Source organism: Pseudobdellovibrio sp. HCB154, from assembly GCF_046267985.1.
GTDB lineage: Bacteria > Bdellovibrionota > Bdellovibrionia > Bdellovibrionales > Bdellovibrionaceae > Pseudobdellovibrio.
In genome coordinates, this window is sequence record NZ_CP176530.1 from 2555490 (window position 1) to 2573008 (window position 17519).

Annotated in this window: 16 protein-coding genes and 5 tRNA genes; 1 reads left to right on the plus strand and 20 read right to left on the minus strand. The window is 40.4% G+C overall.

Annotation, left to right across the window (positions count from 1 at the left end):
* Nucleotides 1-17: 17 nt before the first annotated feature.
* A complete protein-coding gene (gene rpoB / locus ACKWCF_RS12390; protein ID WP_409477911.1) occupies nucleotides 18-4193 on the minus strand; it encodes a DNA-directed RNA polymerase subunit beta in 4176 nt (1391 codons plus the stop codon).
* A 384-nt stretch (nucleotides 4194-4577) separates the two neighbouring features.
* On the opposite strand from rpoB, the gene ACKWCF_RS12395 reads away from it, so the two are divergent.
* Nucleotides 4578-4886 (plus strand): hypothetical protein, encoded by a 309-nt coding sequence (locus tag ACKWCF_RS12395; RefSeq protein ID WP_409477912.1) that lies wholly within the window; start codon nucleotides 4578-4580, stop codon nucleotides 4884-4886.
* Here ACKWCF_RS12395 and ACKWCF_RS12400 read toward each other — a convergent pair.
* From ACKWCF_RS12400 to ACKWCF_RS12490, 19 genes are all read right to left on the minus strand, one after another.
* Nucleotides 4879-5112 carry a hypothetical protein gene (locus ACKWCF_RS12400; RefSeq protein WP_409477913.1) on the minus strand — a complete coding sequence of 78 codons (234 nt, stop codon included), beginning with the start codon at nucleotides 5110-5112 and terminating at the stop codon, nucleotides 4879-4881. The two genes, ACKWCF_RS12395 and ACKWCF_RS12400, sit on opposite strands and share 8 nt — an antisense overlap.
* Before the next feature lie 201 nt (nucleotides 5113-5313).
* Complete coding sequence (rplL, locus tag ACKWCF_RS12405; protein WP_409477914.1) at nucleotides 5314-5679, minus strand: 50S ribosomal protein L7/L12; 366 nt, start codon at nucleotides 5677-5679, stop codon at nucleotides 5314-5316.
* Nucleotides 5680-5718: 39 nt separating this feature from the next.
* On the minus strand, nucleotides 5719-6246 hold the full coding sequence (gene rplJ, locus ACKWCF_RS12410) for a 50S ribosomal protein L10 (protein WP_409477915.1): 528 nt from the start codon (nucleotides 6244-6246) through the stop codon (nucleotides 5719-5721).
* A 201-nt stretch (nucleotides 6247-6447) separates the two neighbouring features.
* On the minus strand, nucleotides 6448-7149 hold the full coding sequence (gene rplA / locus ACKWCF_RS12415) for a 50S ribosomal protein L1 (RefSeq protein ID WP_409477916.1): 702 nt from the start codon (nucleotides 7147-7149) through the stop codon (nucleotides 6448-6450).
* 9 nt (nucleotides 7150-7158) lie between these two features.
* Complete coding sequence (gene rplK, locus ACKWCF_RS12420) at nucleotides 7159-7584, minus strand: 50S ribosomal protein L11 (protein WP_409477917.1); 426 nt, start codon at nucleotides 7582-7584, stop codon at nucleotides 7159-7161.
* Nucleotides 7585-7836: 252 nt separating this feature from the next.
* Nucleotides 7837-8397, minus strand: coding sequence for a transcription termination/antitermination protein NusG (nusG, locus tag ACKWCF_RS12425; protein WP_409477918.1), 561 nt, complete (start codon nucleotides 8395-8397; stop codon nucleotides 7837-7839).
* A 45-nt stretch (nucleotides 8398-8442) separates the two neighbouring features.
* Nucleotides 8443-8820: a preprotein translocase subunit SecE gene (secE, locus tag ACKWCF_RS12430; protein ID WP_409477919.1), complete on the minus strand. Its 378-nt coding sequence runs from the start codon at nucleotides 8818-8820 to the stop codon at nucleotides 8443-8445.
* Nucleotides 8821-8927: 107 nt separating this feature from the next.
* A tRNA-Trp gene (locus ACKWCF_RS12435) sits at nucleotides 8928-9003 on the minus strand.
* A gap of 258 nt (nucleotides 9004-9261) precedes the next feature.
* Nucleotides 9262-10452, minus strand: coding sequence for an elongation factor Tu (gene tuf, locus ACKWCF_RS12440; protein WP_409477920.1), 1191 nt, complete (start codon nucleotides 10450-10452; stop codon nucleotides 9262-9264).
* Between the two features lie 102 nt (nucleotides 10453-10554).
* Nucleotides 10555-10629: transfer RNA gene (locus ACKWCF_RS12445), tRNA-Thr, on the minus strand.
* 24 nt (nucleotides 10630-10653) lie between these two features.
* Nucleotides 10654-10730 (minus strand) — tRNA-Gly (locus tag ACKWCF_RS12450).
* A gap of 89 nt (nucleotides 10731-10819) precedes the next feature.
* Nucleotides 10820-10905, minus strand: a tRNA-Tyr gene (locus tag ACKWCF_RS12455).
* A gap of 61 nt (nucleotides 10906-10966) precedes the next feature.
* A tRNA-Thr gene (locus tag ACKWCF_RS12460) sits at nucleotides 10967-11042 on the minus strand.
* A 121-nt stretch (nucleotides 11043-11163) separates the two neighbouring features.
* Complete coding sequence (gene thpR / locus ACKWCF_RS12465; protein ID WP_409477921.1) at nucleotides 11164-11742, minus strand: RNA 2',3'-cyclic phosphodiesterase; 579 nt, start codon at nucleotides 11740-11742, stop codon at nucleotides 11164-11166.
* Nucleotides 11739-12686: a peptidoglycan DD-metalloendopeptidase family protein gene (locus ACKWCF_RS12470; RefSeq protein ID WP_409477922.1), complete on the minus strand. Its 948-nt coding sequence runs from the start codon at nucleotides 12684-12686 to the stop codon at nucleotides 11739-11741. Before ACKWCF_RS12470 ends, thpR begins: the two co-directional genes overlap by 4 nt.
* A 6-nt stretch (nucleotides 12687-12692) precedes the next feature.
* Nucleotides 12693-13607, minus strand: a complete 915-nt coding sequence (gene rlmB / locus ACKWCF_RS12475; RefSeq protein WP_409477923.1) for a 23S rRNA (guanosine(2251)-2'-O)-methyltransferase RlmB — start codon at nucleotides 13605-13607, stop codon at nucleotides 12693-12695.
* Nucleotides 13608-13649: 42 nt separating this feature from the next.
* Complete coding sequence (gene pyrF / locus ACKWCF_RS12480; RefSeq protein ID WP_409477924.1) at nucleotides 13650-14345, minus strand: orotidine-5'-phosphate decarboxylase; 696 nt, start codon at nucleotides 14343-14345, stop codon at nucleotides 13650-13652.
* 19 nt (nucleotides 14346-14364) lie between these two features.
* Nucleotides 14365-16110 (minus strand): proline--tRNA ligase, encoded by a 1746-nt coding sequence (locus tag ACKWCF_RS12485; RefSeq protein ID WP_409477925.1) that lies wholly within the window; start codon nucleotides 16108-16110, stop codon nucleotides 14365-14367.
* Complete coding sequence (locus ACKWCF_RS12490; protein WP_409477926.1) at nucleotides 16110-17498, minus strand: sigma-54-dependent transcriptional regulator; 1389 nt, start codon at nucleotides 17496-17498, stop codon at nucleotides 16110-16112. The genes ACKWCF_RS12485 and ACKWCF_RS12490 overlap by 1 nt, the downstream gene beginning before the upstream one ends.
* Between the last annotated feature and the right edge of the window lie 21 nt (nucleotides 17499-17519).

Consider the following 17519-nt stretch of genomic DNA (forward strand, 5'->3'; position numbering starts at 1 on the left):
ATTCCTACTTTCCTAAATTAGTGTTGAACCGGTGCTTGTTCTTCTGTTGATTCAGAAGGAAGTTCGTCTTCTTTGTCAGTCAGAATATCTGACTCAACTAATTCAACGTTTAGAGCTAACGATTGTAACTCTTTAATCAATACATTGAATGACTCAGGAAGACCTGGTTCAAGGATATTTTCACCGCGTACGATTGATTCATACATACGAGTTCTACCTGCTACGTCATCTGACTTAACAGTTAAGAATTCTTGTAATGAGTATGCAGCACCGTAAGCTTCGATTGCCCAAACTTCCATTTCCCCTAAACGCTGACCACCGAATTGCGCTTTACCGCCAAGTGGCTGCTGAGAAACTAACGAGTAAGGTCCAATAGAACGAGCATGGATCTTTTCTTCAACTAAGTGGTGAAGTTTTAACATGTACATGATGCCCACAGTTACTTGGTTCGCGAAAGGCTCACCTGTACGACCGTCGAATAAGATCGATTGAGTCGAAGGTAATTGAGCTTTCTTAAGTAAGCTACGTACGTCTGTTTCAGATGCACCGTCGAATACTGGAGTACCAACGTGGATACCGTTTTTAAGAGCAACAGCCATTTTCTTTAATGACTCGTCGTCAGATTTTTGAACTTTAGAAGTGATTTCTGCATCGTCAAAGATGTCAGTCATCGTCGAGCGAAGTTTGTTCGCATCGAATTTTTCTAAGTGTTCTTCGATTTGTTTACCTAAGTTGTGCGCTGCCCAGCCTAAGTGAACCTCTAGGATCTGACCGATATTCATACGTGAAGGAACGCCCAGTGGGTTAAGAACCATATCAACTGGAGAACCATCTGCTAAGTATGGCATGTCTTCTTGAGGTAATACTTTAGAAACAACACCTTTATTACCATGGCGGCCGGCGAACTTATCACCAACTTGTAATTTACGTTTAATAGCTACGTAAACTTTAACCATTTTGATAACGCCAGGAGGAAGTTCGTCACCTTTTTTAAGACGATCGATCTTCTCATTGAATACTAATTTAACTGCATCTAATTGATTACGAGCACCGTCGATGATTTTGTTAACTTGGAATTCAACTTCTTGTTCTAACGGGATGTAGCTTAATAACTCGAAAGGAATTGTTTCAAGGTCAGCATTTGTGATGTCTTGGCCTTTGTTTAATAACTTTTGAGTACCATCTTCATTTAATAAGATACCAGTAGTTTTCTTACCAACTACGATATCGCGTAATTTTTCGATCGCGTTATTTTTGATAACGTTTTGTTCGATCGCTAAATCTTTTTCTAATTTCTTACGTTTTTCTTCGATGATTAAACCTAAACGCTCGTCTCTATCAGAGCCTTCACGCGAGTAAACTTGTGCATCGATAACTGTACCGTAAACGCCAGATGGAGCACGTAAAGATGTATCACGTACGTCGCCAGCTTTTTCACCGAAGATAGCTCTTAAAAGTTTTTCTTCTGGAGATAATTGAGTTTCACCTTTAGGAGTTACTTTACCTACTAAGATGAAGCCTGGTTTAACTTCAGCACCGATACGGATGATACCTGAAGAATCTAGATCTTTTAACGCTTCTTCACCAACGTTGGCGATATCGCGAGTGATCTCTTCTTTACCAAGTTTTGTATCACGAGCTACGCACTCGAACTCTTCAATGTGAACTGAAGTGTACGTGTCGTCTTGTAATAATCTTTCAGAGATTAAGATAGAATCCTCGAAGTTGTAACCCATCCACGGCGTGAACGCTACGCGGATGTTTTGACCTAGAGCTAACTCACCTAACTCTGTAGATGGACCATCGGCGATGATATCGTTTTTAGAAACGCGATCACCTTTTTTAACGATTGGTTTTTGGTTGAAACATGTATTTTGATTTGTACGTTGGTACTTAGTTAAGTTGTAGATATCAACGTTCGCACCAAGTTCTCCGCCTTTTGCAAGACGACGAACAACGATACGAGATGCATCTACTTCTTCAACGATACCATCATTGTTTGCAACGATTGAAGTACCAGAGTCGCGAGCAACTAAACGCTCAACGCCTGTACCAACAAGTGGTGCACGAGATTTTAATAACGGCACAGCTTGACGTTGCATGTTCGATCCCATTAGAGCGCGATTGGCATCGTCATGCTCTAAGAATGGAATTAATGATGCCGCGATAGAAACTAACTGAGACGGAGAAACGTCTTGTAAAGTTACTTTTTCACGGTCAACAACCTCATACTCGCCATCGCGACGTACAGTGTGATTACCCGGAGCTAATTCACGGTTGTACTTCGGCTCTGTCGGAGCTTGAGCTTTATAGTGTCCAGACTCTTCAAGAGCTGACATATAAGTGATTGATTCAGAAATTTTACCAGCTTCAACTTTTTTATACGGTGTCTCGATGAAACCGTAAGAGTTGATGCGTGCGTAAGTCGATAAAGACGCGATAAGACCGATGTTTGGTCCCTCTGGCGTTTCGATCGGACAGATACGACCGTAGTGAGTCGCGTGAACGTCACGTACTTCGAAGCCAGCGCGGTCACGAGTTAAACCTCCGGGGCCTAACGCTGATAAACGACGTTTGTGCGTGATTTCAGATAATGGATTTGTTTGATCCATGAACTGAGATAACTGAGACGAACCGAAGAATTCTTTAACAACAGCGTTCACTGGTTTAGCGTTAACTAAATCGTGAGGCATCATTGTTTCAACGTCTTGTAATGACATTCTTTCTTTGATCGCGCGCTCCATACGAACTAAACCGATACGGTATTGGTTCTCTAATAACTCACCTACTGAACGAACACGGCGGTTACCTAAGTGATCGATATCATCTACAACACCACGACCATTTTTAAGATCGATTAATGTTTTAACTGTAGATAAAATATCTTTGTGAGTTAACACGCGGAAAGATGGAGGACACTCTTCCATCGAGATACCGAATTTGTGGTTGATCTTGATACGACCAACTTCAGATAAATCGTAAGCTTCTGGATCGAAGAATAAACGGTTGAAGTAAGCTTGCGCAGCTTCCATAACCGCAGGCTCACCTGGGCGTAAACGTTTGTAGATCTCGATTAACGCTTCATCTTGGTTTCCAACTTTATCAACTAATAAAGTGTTACGTAAGAAAGGTCCTACAGTTAAACCGTCGAAGAAAATTAAGTAGAAGTTTTCGATACCAGCAGTTAAAGCTTTTTTGATTAACGATACTGATAATTCAGTATTCGCATCAGCGATGATCTCACCAGTTGATTCATCGATTAGAGGTTTAGCTAAAACTTTACCTTCTAAATCTTGTGGTTGAACTTCAACTTCAGTTAAACCTAAGTCTTTAACTTTTTTAACGATAGCGCGAGTGATACGACGGCCAGCTTTTACTAAAGCTTCGCCAGTTGCAGGATCAACGATATCAGCAATCGCACGTTGGCCAGACATTCTTTCGATGTCTAATTTACGGAACAATTGTTTACCTTTTACGAAGATTTCATCTAAGTCGTAGAAGTATTCTAATAATTGCTCAGTGTTCATTCCTAATGCTTTAAGAAGAATTGTAGCTGGGAATTTACGACGACGATCGATACGGACATGGATAACATCCTTTTGATCGAATTCGAAATCTAACCAAGAACCACGGTAAGGAATTACGCGTGCTGAGTAGATTAATTTACCAGAAGCATTGTTTTTACCACCATCGTGGTCAAAGAAAACACCTGGAGATCTGTGTAACTGAGAAACAACTACGCGCTCAGTACCGTTGATGATGAAAGAACCGTTAGCCGTCATTAAAGGAATTTCACCTAAGTAAACTTCTTGTTCTTTCACGTCGCGGATTGAACGTGCTTCAGTTTCTTCATCAACATCAAATACGATTAAACGTAAAGTTACTTTCACAGGAGCTGCGAAAGTCATTCCACGCTGACGGCACTCATCTACGTCGTATTTCGACGGCTCAAGAGTGTATCCCACGAACTCTAAAGAAGATGTGTTGTTGAAATCAGAAATTGGAAATACAGATTTAAATACACCATTTAAACCTTCGTTTCCTCTGCGATCAGCATCAACTTCTTTTAAAAGAAATGCTTCGTAAGATTTTTTCTGAAGTTCAATCAAGTTCGGGATTTCGATAACTTGTTTGTTTTTGGCGAATGACTTTCTAATGCGAAGATTAGATGCCGTGACGGGAGTCTTATCCATTATTTTTTCTCCGTTTGCTTTTGAAAATTAGTTTTCGAAAAATTTTTTTATTAAAATTTTTGAAAAAACTAAAAATGAAAATTCGCTTCGGGGGGAATTTACAAGGCCCACATTAATTCAAATTTGAACGTAAGGTATTGAAACTACCTAATTAACCACTAAAATGCAACACTTGGTTCGGGATTTGCACTCCCTCTGAAAAATTGCCACTTTGCTTAAAAATTAGGATGTTTTTCTAGAGCAAAAAGCCTTATTTGAAAAAATATTTTTTGCTTATTTTTAAAGCTATTTTACGGGTCAAAATGAGGTTCAAAGCTTGCAGCTTACCCATCCTGAAACAAACCTTCGGGCTAATTGCCCTAACTTTGACTTAAGGAGCGCGTCATGATGGATCGAGTGGTCTTTTCTTCGACTAAAAATGAATATTTAAAGGGAGTCTTTCAAAATCCACAGGATATCCCCGAGACCTACGAACCCGTAGATTGCGACTTTTCAGATGAATTGGAGTTCGCAGTGATTCGCCAACTGCCCGTCGAAGTCAAATATTGGAATGTAAAAAATGAACTGCACGCTATCCGCGGCCGCATTATTGATATTTATGCGGAAAACAAAGCCGAATACATTAAAATGTCGAATCAGACATTGGTTCGTTTAGACCGAATTGCTTCGGTCCACATTTTAAATCCTAATTGATTGTTGTGCAGCTTGGGTAAAGATCACCCGGAATCAATGTGCCGTCAGCACAAATAGAAGTGACTGGTTGGCAAGGCTGGCTTGGTTGTGAAAATGCTTGGGTGTAACCAGTTACAGTTAAATTAGCCGGAACAACACCAGAACCACGCTCTGATAAACAAGTGCCTTCAGAAGCATTCGCTAAACCTAAAAATAAAAATGCAAAAGTAAATACTAACCTACTCATAAAACTCCCACTCTAGTTTTTTAAAAAGTTAGTGCGATAAGCCCTAAGAATCAAGCCTAACAACGATCTTCGCAGTATTTTCACGTTCGCAAAATGTGGAGCTTAACAAATAAAAAAAGGGAATACTTGCGTATTCCCTTTTCGGTTTGATGAACCTTTCGGCTCACCGAGCACATAAGCGTGAATTGCTTACGAGAAAAATTACTTGATAGTAACTTTCGCGCCTGCAGCTTCAAGAGCTTTTTTGATTTTTTCAGCGTCTTCTTTAGTCGCGCCTTCTTTAACAGCTTTGTTACCAGCTTCAACTAAACCTTTTGCTTCAGCTAAACCTAAACCAGTGATCGCACGAACTTCTTTGATCACGTTGATTTTGTTAGCGCCACCTTCAACTAAGATAACGTCGAAAGCAGTTTTTTCTTCAGCAGGTGCGCCACCAGCAGCAGCGCCGGCAACCATTACTGGAGCAGCAGCAGAAACGCCCCATTTTGCTTCTAATTCTTTTACTAATTCAGCGATTTCTAATACTGATTTTGCTGATAATGCTGTAACTAATTGTTCATTTGTCATTTTATAATCCTTTTCTTTAAATTTATTTTTTAAAAATAATTAAGCTTGTGGTGCTTCTTCTGCAGGTGCTGCAGCTGGAGCTCCGTTTTTAGTAGCGTATTCGTTAAGAACACGTGCAAGTCTTGCACTAGGCTCTTTCATTAACATTAATAATTGAGCACGTAATTGATCTTTACCAGGTAATGTAGCTAGGAATTTGATTTTATTAGAATCAAGAGCTTCGCCTTCCATCATACCAGATTTGATCTTAAGAGCTTCAACATCTTTACCGAACTCAGCTAGAGTTTTAGCTACGCCTACAACTTCGTTAAATGCGAAAACGATCGCATTCGTACCAGTTAAGTGCTCAGCTAATGCTTTAGTTTGAACTTCGTTTCCTGCGAAAGCGCGTTTAGCTAAAGTATTGCGAACTACTTTCATCTCAGACTCAGCAGCGTGAAGCTTTTTACGTAAATTCGTAACTTGCTCCACTTTCATGCCTTTAAAGTCTACGACGAAAGCGCCTTTAGCTTGACCGATTTTCTCAGTGATCAATTTGATGTCTGCATCTTTTTCTGATCTTAGCATTAGGTTTTCCTTTCGTTTTGATTTTAAGGCATCAGAAGAATGAAAGGATTTATCCGAGGATTATTTTCAGAAAGAAAATAATTTTTGAGATTTATCCGTCTCGGTTGGCAGCGATCTAAACTATTTAGATCGCTATTAAATTCGAAAGAAAACCAACTGTCTCTGACGCTATAATTTTAAATTCTATAATAACCGAAGATATTACTCTTCAGAACCTGCCATCGCTTCGTTAGCATCTAAACGGATCGCTGGACCCATTGTAGAAGCAGTGTACATAGAGCGAAGGTAGATACCTTTAGATGTAGCTGGCTTAGCTTTAACAACTGTACCGATGAAAGCATCGAAGTTTTCTTTAAGCTTAGCTGCACCCATAGATTTACGACCGATAGAAGCGTGGATGATACCAGCTTTATCAACACGGAAATCAAGTTTACCTTTTTTCTCTGCAGTAACGGCTTCAGTAACGTTCATAGTTACTGTACCAACTTTAGGATTTGGCATTAAACCACGAGGTCCAAGAACCTTAGCAACTTTTGATACAGTCGCCATCATGTCTGGAGTCGCGATACATTTATCGAAATCTAACCAACCACCGTTGATTTTCTCAACTAGATCGTCCGCGCCAACATAGTCTGCGCCAGCAGCTTTCGCTTCGTTCTCTTTAGGACCTTTAGCGAAAACAACAACGCGTACTGATTTACCTAAACCGTGAGGTAAGGCGATAGCACCACGAACTTGTTGATCAGATTGTTTAGGGTCGATACCTAATTTAACAGCTACGTCGATTGATTCATCGAATTTAGCTGGAGCAGTTTCAACTGCTAATTTGATACCTTCTGCGAAAGAATATTTTTTGTTAGCATCAACTTTTTTAGCTGCTGCTTCGAATTTTTTACCTGACATCTTTCACTCCTACCCTTGAACTTCGATACCCATGCTCTTCGCAGTACCTGCTACTTGAGACATAGCTGATTCAACTTTTACACAGTTAAGATCAGGCAACTTTGTAGTTGCGATTGTTTTGATTTGGTCGGCTTTGATTTTACCAACTTTATCTTTTTGTGGCATTTTAGAACCTGATTCTAATTTTAATGCCTTTTTGATCAATGAAGATACCGGAGGCGTCTTAGTGATGAAAGTAAACGAACGGTCTTGGTAAACAGTGATGATGATAGGGATAATGCTATCACCTAACGCTTGCGTACGAGCGTTGAACTGCTTACAGAATTCCATAATGTTTACCCCATGCTGTCCAAGTGCCGGTCCAACGGGAGGAGCTGGATTCGCTTTCCCTGCCGGTATTTGCAATTTGATCATACCTGTAACTTTTTTTGCCATAGATTCCCACCTTGCAAAGGGTTAAATGAACTCCTCAATTGGAGTTCTAAATTCTGTGTATTTTTACACGAGGGGAAAATATAGCCTCAGAGAGGCTTCAGAGACAACAATTTATTTAGGAATTTTGGTATTTTTTACCCTAAGTCTTAGAGATAAAACCCGCTGTGGAGTAGCCTAAGCAAATCAAACCCGTAAAAAGCAAAAAGCCTTGGTTAACCAAGGCTTTCGCATAAACAAATTTTAAAATATTGCTTAGTTTTTAGTAACTTGAATAAAATCAAGTTCAACTGGCGTTGGACGACCGAAGATCGATACCAAGACCTTAACTTTTGCTTTTTCTTCGTTAATTTCTTCAACTGTGCCGTTGAAGTTATTAAATGGACCATCAATAACCGTAACTTGGTCACCGATGTTATAGTTCGCTTTTGCTTTAGGTTTTTCAGCGATACCAGCCATTTGCTGAGTAACACGCATAACTTCATGCTCAGGAACTTCAGGAGGACGAGTTTTCGCGCCACCTACGAAGCCAGACACTTTAGAAGAGTTTTTCACTAAGTGCCAAGTTTGATCGCTAAGAACCATTTGCACGAAAATATAACCAGGGAAGAATTTGCGAGATTTAGTTGTTTTTTGGCCTTTAACCAACTCAACAACGCTTTCTGCAGGAATTAAAATTTCGCCGAATTGGCTTTCCATTTTATTCGTTTTAATTCTTTCTTCGATAGCTGTCTTAGCTGTGTTTTCACAACCAGTTTGTACATTGATGATGTACCATTTTTTTTCAGCTGTTTTTGGTGTTGTTTGATTTTCCAAACTACAACTCCTTTCTGGCGAAGCCAGAATAACTAATCAGTTAAATTACTTAAGAAATTGGTTAAGTACGAAGCCAGAAAAAAGATCGAACACGCTGATGATAATTGAAGAGATAAAAACCATGATGATAACTACCACAGTCATCATGCGAGTGTCTTTGATTGGTGGCCATACTACTTTTTTAATTTCTGCAACTACTTCATCAGCCCATTGCAAAACATTTTTATTAAATTGAAGAGACGCAAATAAAACTACAGCTAACATTACTGGTAAACCGTGTTTAAATAAATCGTAGTCAGAAAGTTTAGCGATAACGCCGAAAGCTCCAGATAAAGCTTTGATTAAAACAGATACGGTGAAACCAACTAGTGCAGCTAGTGAAAGAAAACATACTGTAATAAATTTTGAATTTGTTTTATCCATCCGTAAATTCCTTTATTGGTCTCATGACCAAAGCTTCTTTTGATCAGCCTTTGGCTGACCTGTACTAAACATTCTAAGAAACATTTTTGTGATTGGCACACAAAAAATGGCAGGGGCTGAGGGATTCGAACCCACGACCTAGTGATTTGGAGTCACTCGCTCTACCGCTGGAGCTAAACCCCTGCATGTACTTGTTTTCACTCGTACGAAACGCAAAATATACCCCTAGATTTCGCTACTCGACAAGCGTTTTGTTTGTTTTGATCTGCCATTAAGCAGACCCACCTGCTGGTCTAGGATGCCAAGTCACTTTTGGCAAAAAAAAACCCACATTCTTTCGAGTGTGGGTTTAAATTTTTTATTCATTCACAGAGCCGCTAGGCTCTGCTTTAGAAAAAAGGTCAACCGAAGGTTGATCAAAACAAGAAGTAGGCGAACCTACTACTCGATGATTTCTACTACAACGCCTGCGCCTACTGTACGACCACCCTCACGGATAGCGAAGCGTAATTGTTGTTCCATAGCGATTGGAGTGATTAACTCAACGTTAATCTCAACTTTATCACCTGGCATAACCATTTCAGTTCCAGCTTTAAGAGTTACAACACCTGTAACGTCTGTAGTACGGAAGTAGAATTGTGGACGGTAGTTAGTGAAGAATGGAGTATGACGGCCACCTTCTTCTTTAGTAAGGATGTACGCCTCACCTTTGAATTTTTTGTGTGGTTTAACTGAACCTGGTTTTACTAATACTTGACCACGTTCAACTTCTTCTTTTTTAGTACCACGTAAAAGAACACCGCAGTTATCTCCAGCGCGACCTTCATCTAACAACTTACGGAACATTTCGATACCAGTAACAGTTGTTTTTTGAGTTGGACGGATACCAACGATTTCGATCTCGTCATTTACTTTAACGATACCACGCTCAACACGGCCTGTAACAACAGTACCACGACCAGAGATAGAGAATACGTCCTCTACTGGCATTAAGAATGTTTTTTCAACAGCGCGAACTGGTTCTGGGATATAAGCGTCACAAGCTTCCATTAATTTAAGGATAGATGGACGACCTAATTCAGATTGGTCACCTTCTAAACCTAATTTAGCAGAACCTTTAACGATTGGAATCGCGTCGCCAGGGAATTCGTATTTAGATAATAACTCACGAACTTCCATTTCAACTAGGTCTAATAAGTCTTTATCGTCAACCATGTCACATTTGTTCATGAATACAACTAGAGCTGGAACGCCTACTTGGCGCGCTAATAAGATGTGCTCACGAGTTTGTGGCATAGGACCGTCAGCTGCAGAAACTACTAGGATTGCTCCGTCCATTTGTGCGGCACCAGTGATCATATTTTTTACGTAATCGGCATGGCCTGGGCAGTCAACGTGAGCGTAGTGACGGTTGTCAGTTTCGTACTCAACGTGAGTTGTAGAGATAGTGATACCACGCTCTTTTTCTTCTGGAGACTTATCGATTTGATCGTAAGCCATAGCTTGCGCTTTACCTAGAGTCGCAAGAGTAGTTGTGATAGCAGCTGTTAAAGTTGTTTTACCGTGGTCAACGTGACCGATAGTGCCGATGTTAACATGCGGCTTACTTCTGTTAAATTTCTCTTTAGACATTTGTCCTCCTGCGAGAATGTTTATTTATTTTTAACTTCTTTTAAAAAGTTTAACTAATTTAAAAATCCATTTAAGCAATCGATTTCTTCTCAATCACTGCTTTGGAGCCCGTGATCGGAGCCGAACCGACGACCTCACCCTTACCAAGGGTGTGCTCTACCACTGAGCTACACGGGCCTTTGCGTAACACCCGAAAAAATTTGGAGCGGGAAACGGGGGTCGAACCCGCAACCCCCTGCTTGGAAGGCAGGTACTCTAGCCAATTGAGCTATTCCCGCTCATGCGATTAGTTGGTTAGACTAATCTAAACCTTGCGACTACACACTAGTTTTGGCTAATTAAGTACAGAAAAAAAAGACGTGATAAATGGTGGGCAGGGAAGGATTCGAACCTTCGTAGACCGAAGCCAGCAGATTTACAGTCTGCCCCCTTTAGCCACTCGGGCACCTACCCATTTTATTAACGTCATGTACTTAGCTAGTGTACACTCGCAAATTTCGCCCAAGGACGAAAATGGAGCTGGCAATGGGACTCGAACCCGCAACCTGCTGATTACAAATCAGCTGCTCTACCAATTGAGCTATGCCAGCATAGCCTAAAATTATCGGACATTTTGATTAGATCAAAATCGACGTAAATTTTAGTAACTTGGAATTTTTACTGGATTCGCGGTGTCAGGTCAACATCGAATTTTTAAATGAATTCAAAGTTTTATGCTGGATTTTTAGCCAAGTACGCCTCAAAGACATCACTGTAGACTGGAAAATGACCATGAAGTTGGCTTTCCATCAAAAAAATGGACGAAATTTCACCTTTTCCCAAATCTATCTTTTTAAAAGGTCCAATGGCGGACTCAATAGAATTTGGATTTCTGAGCCGTCCTAAAGTCATATGTGGGTAATATTGCATTTGCGGAGTTAAACCCAGCTTCTCTTCAAGAGCCGATTGTAAATCTAAGAGGGATTGTGAGCGCTGAACATCGACAAAGAGCGTTCGTGCTTTTTGAAAATGATCGAAAGCACCTAGATCGCGAATTTTTAAATTAAACTCTGAAAATTCATTCGCAACTTCAGAAATTTTACTCTGTAATTCAGGAATTTTCTCTGCACCCGTCTCGCCTAAAAAACTTAGTGTGACGTGCATGTTCTCAAGCGGAGACCACTTGATGTTAATTTCTTTTTGATCGAAAGATTTTTTTAATTTTTTTAAGAATGGATCTAAATGATAGATCTGACCAAGACTGGGTTTAATAGCGACAAATAATCTTTTACTGACAGCTTGTGAACTCATTCACCTATAATGGTATCACCACGAATTAAAAAACGTCCATCAAAAGTCATCGGTAAGCCCTGACCTTTATAAGCTAAAACCTCGAAATCGGTTTGACGCCCCTTCACGGCTTGAAAATGTAAATGCGGCTCAGATGTATTTCCCGTATTACCGACCTGTGCTAGATGTTGACCGGCTTTAACTTGGCTTCCCACGTTAACGACAAGAGAGTTCTGCTTAAGGTGCGCTAACATAATACTGACATCCAGGCTTTCGCAGTAAAGCGAAATAAAATTACCTAAAAGATTTTTCGCATCGGCTTCTGGTGGATTTAAATCGATTAACTCACTTTGAGCCGCAATCACTTCACCATCACAAGATGCGTATACAGGTTCAGCATAGATTTCGTATTTTTCATTCTGACCCGGAAATAAACCACTGGCACGCGTGCGAAACTTATTAAGCTTAACAACATCTAAAGCATAACGTTGCGCCGACAGAAAAAAATGGTGGTTTAAGGCTTGTGAACTTCCGCCATGACGAACATCAAATAACCCTTTTTTAAGAGGAAACTGCAAAGCCACGGCTTCAGTTTTTTCATATTGGCGTACATTAACGAAAGCTGGAAACTCCCAAAATAAAGAGCCGCCGATCATGAGAAATAAAACAATGGCTAACCAAGCTCTAGGTGTTTTTTGTGGCCACAGAGAAAGATTTTTTCTTGTCAAAAGAGACCAAACGACAACACCCAAAAATCCATATAAAAAGATGGCGGGCCAAAAAGTACCGACCCAGTCCCAGCCGGAGCCACCTAGATACATCATTAAAATGTAACCCGAAGTTACTGTAAGAACTGAAAACCAGCGCATCCAGTTAGCTTTTCTTTCACGGTAAATCCAAAAGATAAACCAAACCGGAATAATAAGGTGAGTTGTAAAAATAATCGCAGAATACAAATCACGCATAAAAAATTACTTACGTTTTTTTTGCGACCATTGACGTTTTGTTTCAGCTAAGGCCATCGCTGTGGCTACTGAAACGTTATAACTTGCATCAGCTGCGGCTTGCGGAATTGAGACTAACTCATCACACACACGCTCTGTTGTTGAACGTAAGCCTTTATCTTCGGCGCCTAATACCCAGATCACTTTTTCTGGATATTCGATTTCATAAATTGATTTTTCAGCCTTGTGCGAAAGACCGTAAACCCAGAAACCAGCCTCTTTTAGTTTTTCAAAGGGCTCGTTGAAATTATTAATTCTTGCGATCTCAACATGCTCGGCTCCACCGCATGCTACTTTGTGAACTGTCGGCGTTAAACCAACGGCGCGGTCAGCAGGAATAATCACGCCACTCACACCCATTAACCAGCTTGTACGTAAGATGGCGCCCAGGTTGTGAGTGTCTTCTACGCCGTCTAAAGCCACGATCATGCTTTCATGCTCCCAAGCTTGGTGAGTGTAATCAAAAGCTGGGTTATAATCTGAAAATACGATCACACCTTGGTGTGATTGTGTGATTTTTGCTAATTCAGGTTCTGCACGTTCTTCGAAACGAATGTCGTGGTCTCTAAAGATTGCCAGTAACTCTTTCACTTCAGGAGTCGACATTAGATTTTTTTGCACGATGGCTTGTTTTACTGACTGCGGACGTACACGTAAAACTTCTTTCACCGCGTGCGTACCAGTGATTTGTCTCCATGATTTAGGAAGAGAAGCGTGCATGCCTTGAGTTTGTCCGCTGCCGCTGTGGCGAGCTTGTGGACGACCGCCACCACCGCCATGAGCTGGGCGTGACTGTGGACGCGATCCGCCTTGAGAAGAACGACCACCTGATGAACGTTGTGGGCCTTTACCGCCCTTTGAGTTAAATGAAGATTTTCTCATAACTATTTTCCTAAATTCTTAAAAGCAAAAACCTTGGCGATTTTAGATTGTTTTTAAAATATCTAAAACGGCTTGTTTTGGGTTTGGCGCTTGAAGGATCGGTCTACCAATAACTAGGGCCGATGCGCCAGCACGAAGTGCTTGTTGTGGATTCATTACACGTTTTTGGTCATCTGTAGAAGCCTCTGCCGGTCTAATTCCCGGAGTAACCTTATACAGATTGTGGTTTTTTAACAGTTCTAACTCATGAGCTGAGCAAACTAAGCCCGAAAGCCCTGATTCTTGAACCAGGTTCGCCAAGCTTACCACGTGTTCTGAAACAGCCCACGGGTGAAGAGATTTCGGCATTGATTGCTGATCCCAGCTTGTCAGGATTGTGACCGCTAAAATTTTAAAAGGACGAATTTGATTTAATTCTTTTTCTAACTTCGCAAGCTCAGTCAAAGCTTCTTTACCTGAAAGTGCATGAACAGTAACGAAGGTTGCTCCTGCCTGAAAACTTGTTTTCACAGCCGACACCATCGTTGAAGGAATATCAAAATATTTATTATCGATGAATACAGGCGCGATCGCAGCGCATTCTTTAATAAAATCCGCGCCGTACTGATAACCTAAGCGCGGACCAATTTTAATAGCGCCGACTTCGCTTCCCACTTGATCTAAAATCTTTTTTGCTTGCTCTTTGGTATCGACATCAAGAGCTAACATAATTGGATTTTTGATCAAATTTGAATTCATTATCGGTCGCCTTTCAAAATTAACGAGTTGCTAAAACTTTTTCGACCTGAGCCATCACTTGGTCAGGAGCCATTTTTTCAACTTCTTTTGTTTTACGGTTTACAACTTCGATTTGAGCGGCGTCGAAACCTTTTTTACCAACTACGATACGAACAGGCATACCTAAAAGATCTGCATCTTTAAATTTTACACCTGGGCGTTCATCACGATCGTCGATGAAAGTTTCAATGCCTTTTTCAGCAAAACGTAAAGCCATTTCATTCACATAGCCATTTAACTTTTCATCTTTGATATCTAACAAACAAATATGAACGTGGAACGGAGCAATCGCTTTTGACCAAATGATACCATCAGCATCATGGCTTTGTTCGATCGCAGCTTGTACGACACGCGTAATACCAATACCGTAACAGCCCATTTCGTAGTGTTGAGATTTTCCGTTTTTATCTAAGAACGTGCCGTTCATTTTTTTAGAGTACTTTTGACCTAAATAGAAAACGTGACCCACTTCGATACCGCGGTACGCTTTTAAGCGGCCATCAGATTCAGGGCATTTATCTCCGGCACGCGCCATACGTAAATCAGCCGTTTTTGTGATTTGAAAATCACGGCCGTGGTTTACATTGCGTAAGTGGAAATGATCTTCATTGGCACCTACGATGTAGTTTTTTAAACCCATAATGCCGTTATCAGCATAGATTGGAATTTTTAAACCAACAGGGCCACATGAACCAGGATTAGCACCCGTCACTTCGCGAACTTGTTCGTCAGTTAACATAACTGGTTCGTTATTCATTCCCAGTAAGTTTTTAATTTTAATTGGATTAACTTCGTCTGATCCACGTAATAAAACAGCGAAAGGTTTTAATGTTTTTACTTTCGCATCTTCATTAGAATCAAAATACAACGTTTTAACTAATTCGCGTGCTGGAATTTTAGTGAAAGCTTCAAGATCAGCGATTGTTTTTTGATTTGGAGTTTCGAATTTTTCCATAGCTTTTTCAGCATCGTTTGAAACTTGTGGAACAGCATCAATAGCTGGGCACACTTCAACGTTAGCCGCGAATCTTGTTTTATCAGAAACTAATAAAGCATCTTCGCCCGCTTCAGCTAATAATTGGAATTCGTGAGTTTGGCTTCCACCGATGTTACCCGCGTCAGCTTGTACCGCACGGAATTCTAAATTTAAACGGCTAAAAATACGATCATAGGCTTGGTACATATCTTCGTAAGTTTTAAGAGCGCCCGCTTGATCCATATCAAAGCTGTAGGCATCTTTCATCACGAATTCACGACCACGCATCAAACCAAAACGTGGACGGATTTCGTCGCGGTATTTAGTTTGGATTTGGTAAATATTTTTCGGAAAATCTCTCCATGATTTTAATTCATGGCGAACGTAATCAACTACAGCTTCTTCAGCTGTTGCACTTAAGCAAAACTCTTGTTCATTACGGTTTTTAAACTTTAATAAGCCTGCGCCCATTTGTGTCCAACGGTCAGTCTCTTCCCATAATTCGCGCGGTTGAACTACCGGCATTAAAACTTCAATACCGTTCGCTTTGTGAAGCTCTTCACGCACGATTTCTTCAAATTTGCGAATAGCACGTAAACCAATTGCCCCGTAAGTGTAAAGGCCTGGGCCAAGTTTTTTCATGAATCCTGAACGCATCATTAATTTGTGCGATGGAATCTCGGCATCAGATGGAGCTTCTTTTAATGTGAATAAGTGAGTTTGTGACCATCTTAAAATTGACTGTTTCATTAGATATTTACCTCGATGCCGTAGGCTTTAATTTTTCTGTGTAAGTAACTGCGCTCTAAACCAATCGCTTCAGCGGTTTTTGAAATATTGCCGCCGTTTTCCTGAATTTTTTTAATTAAATAATCTTTTTCAAATTCCGCACGCGCATCACGGAAAGTTGAAATTTCAGAGTGTGACCCTTGTTGGCCATCTTTTTTATCTGAAAGACCGGCAAAACGTAAATCATGCACATCAACATAATCAGATGGCGTTAAGATATACACGCGTTCGATAAAGTTTTTTAACTCGCGAATATTTCCGGGCCATGTGTGTTTCACTAAAAGTTTTAAACCTTGTTCAGAAATTGTTTTTCTAAACGAAGCCATTTGTTTAGCGATAATGTCGCTGAAGTGAAAAATTAATGACTGAATATCTTCAGGACGATTACGTAAAGGTTCTACAAAGATTTCGTTATTTTGTAATAATGCGGCTAACTCTGTTGCGATTTTTCCGCTGCTGATAAGACCTGTTAAGGCTTGTGATGAAGTTAAGATCACGCGTGAAGATGCATCGATTGGATCAGCCGATCCAACACGCGAAAACTTTTGTGTTTTTAAATAATTTAAAAGTTTTAACTGAATCGCCTGTGGCATTTCTTCGATCTCTTCGATAATCACTGTGCCACCTTCGATCAATTCTAATTTACCTTTACGCGTTTTATCGATTCCCGGTAATACGCCTTTTTCGATACCGAATAATTCGATCTCGATTAAGTCTTGCGGTAATGTTGCACAGTTCACTTCAACGATGGAACGGCTGGCTTGTGCCGACATAAAGTGAATGTTTTGCGCCACTAACTCGCGACCCGATCCAGATTCACCAGAAATTAAAATCGTTTGCTGAGTCTTCGCTACCGTCGTGATTTGCTCGCGCACTTTTTGTAACGATTTAGATTCACCCACAAGCGCGATATTTTTTCTAAGTTTATTTAGTAAGGCTTGTTTTTCATCTTTTTCAGCTTTGAATTTTAAAACGTGGTCGATCACTAGAGTGATTTTTTCTAGTGAAAGTGGTTTTTCGATAAAATCCCAAGCACCAATTTTAGTCGCCTTAACGGCTGTTTCAATTGTTCCGTGACCAGAGATCATAATAAATTGAGTCTCTGGGTTGTGTGGAATTGCTTGTGTTAAAACTTCGATACCATCCATTTTCGGCATCCAGATATCTAAGAAACAAATGTGGGGTTTAAATTCTTGCAGAACTTGTAAACCTGTAGGTCCATCTGGTGCAGTTAAAACATGAAAACCATCGTCTTTTAAACTTTCAGACAGAACCTGACGAATCGGCCCTTCATCGTCGATAATGAGAATACGCGTTTTAAGTTTTTCTTCATGTAAAGCTTGAGACATAGGTCACCTTCTTATAGCTAA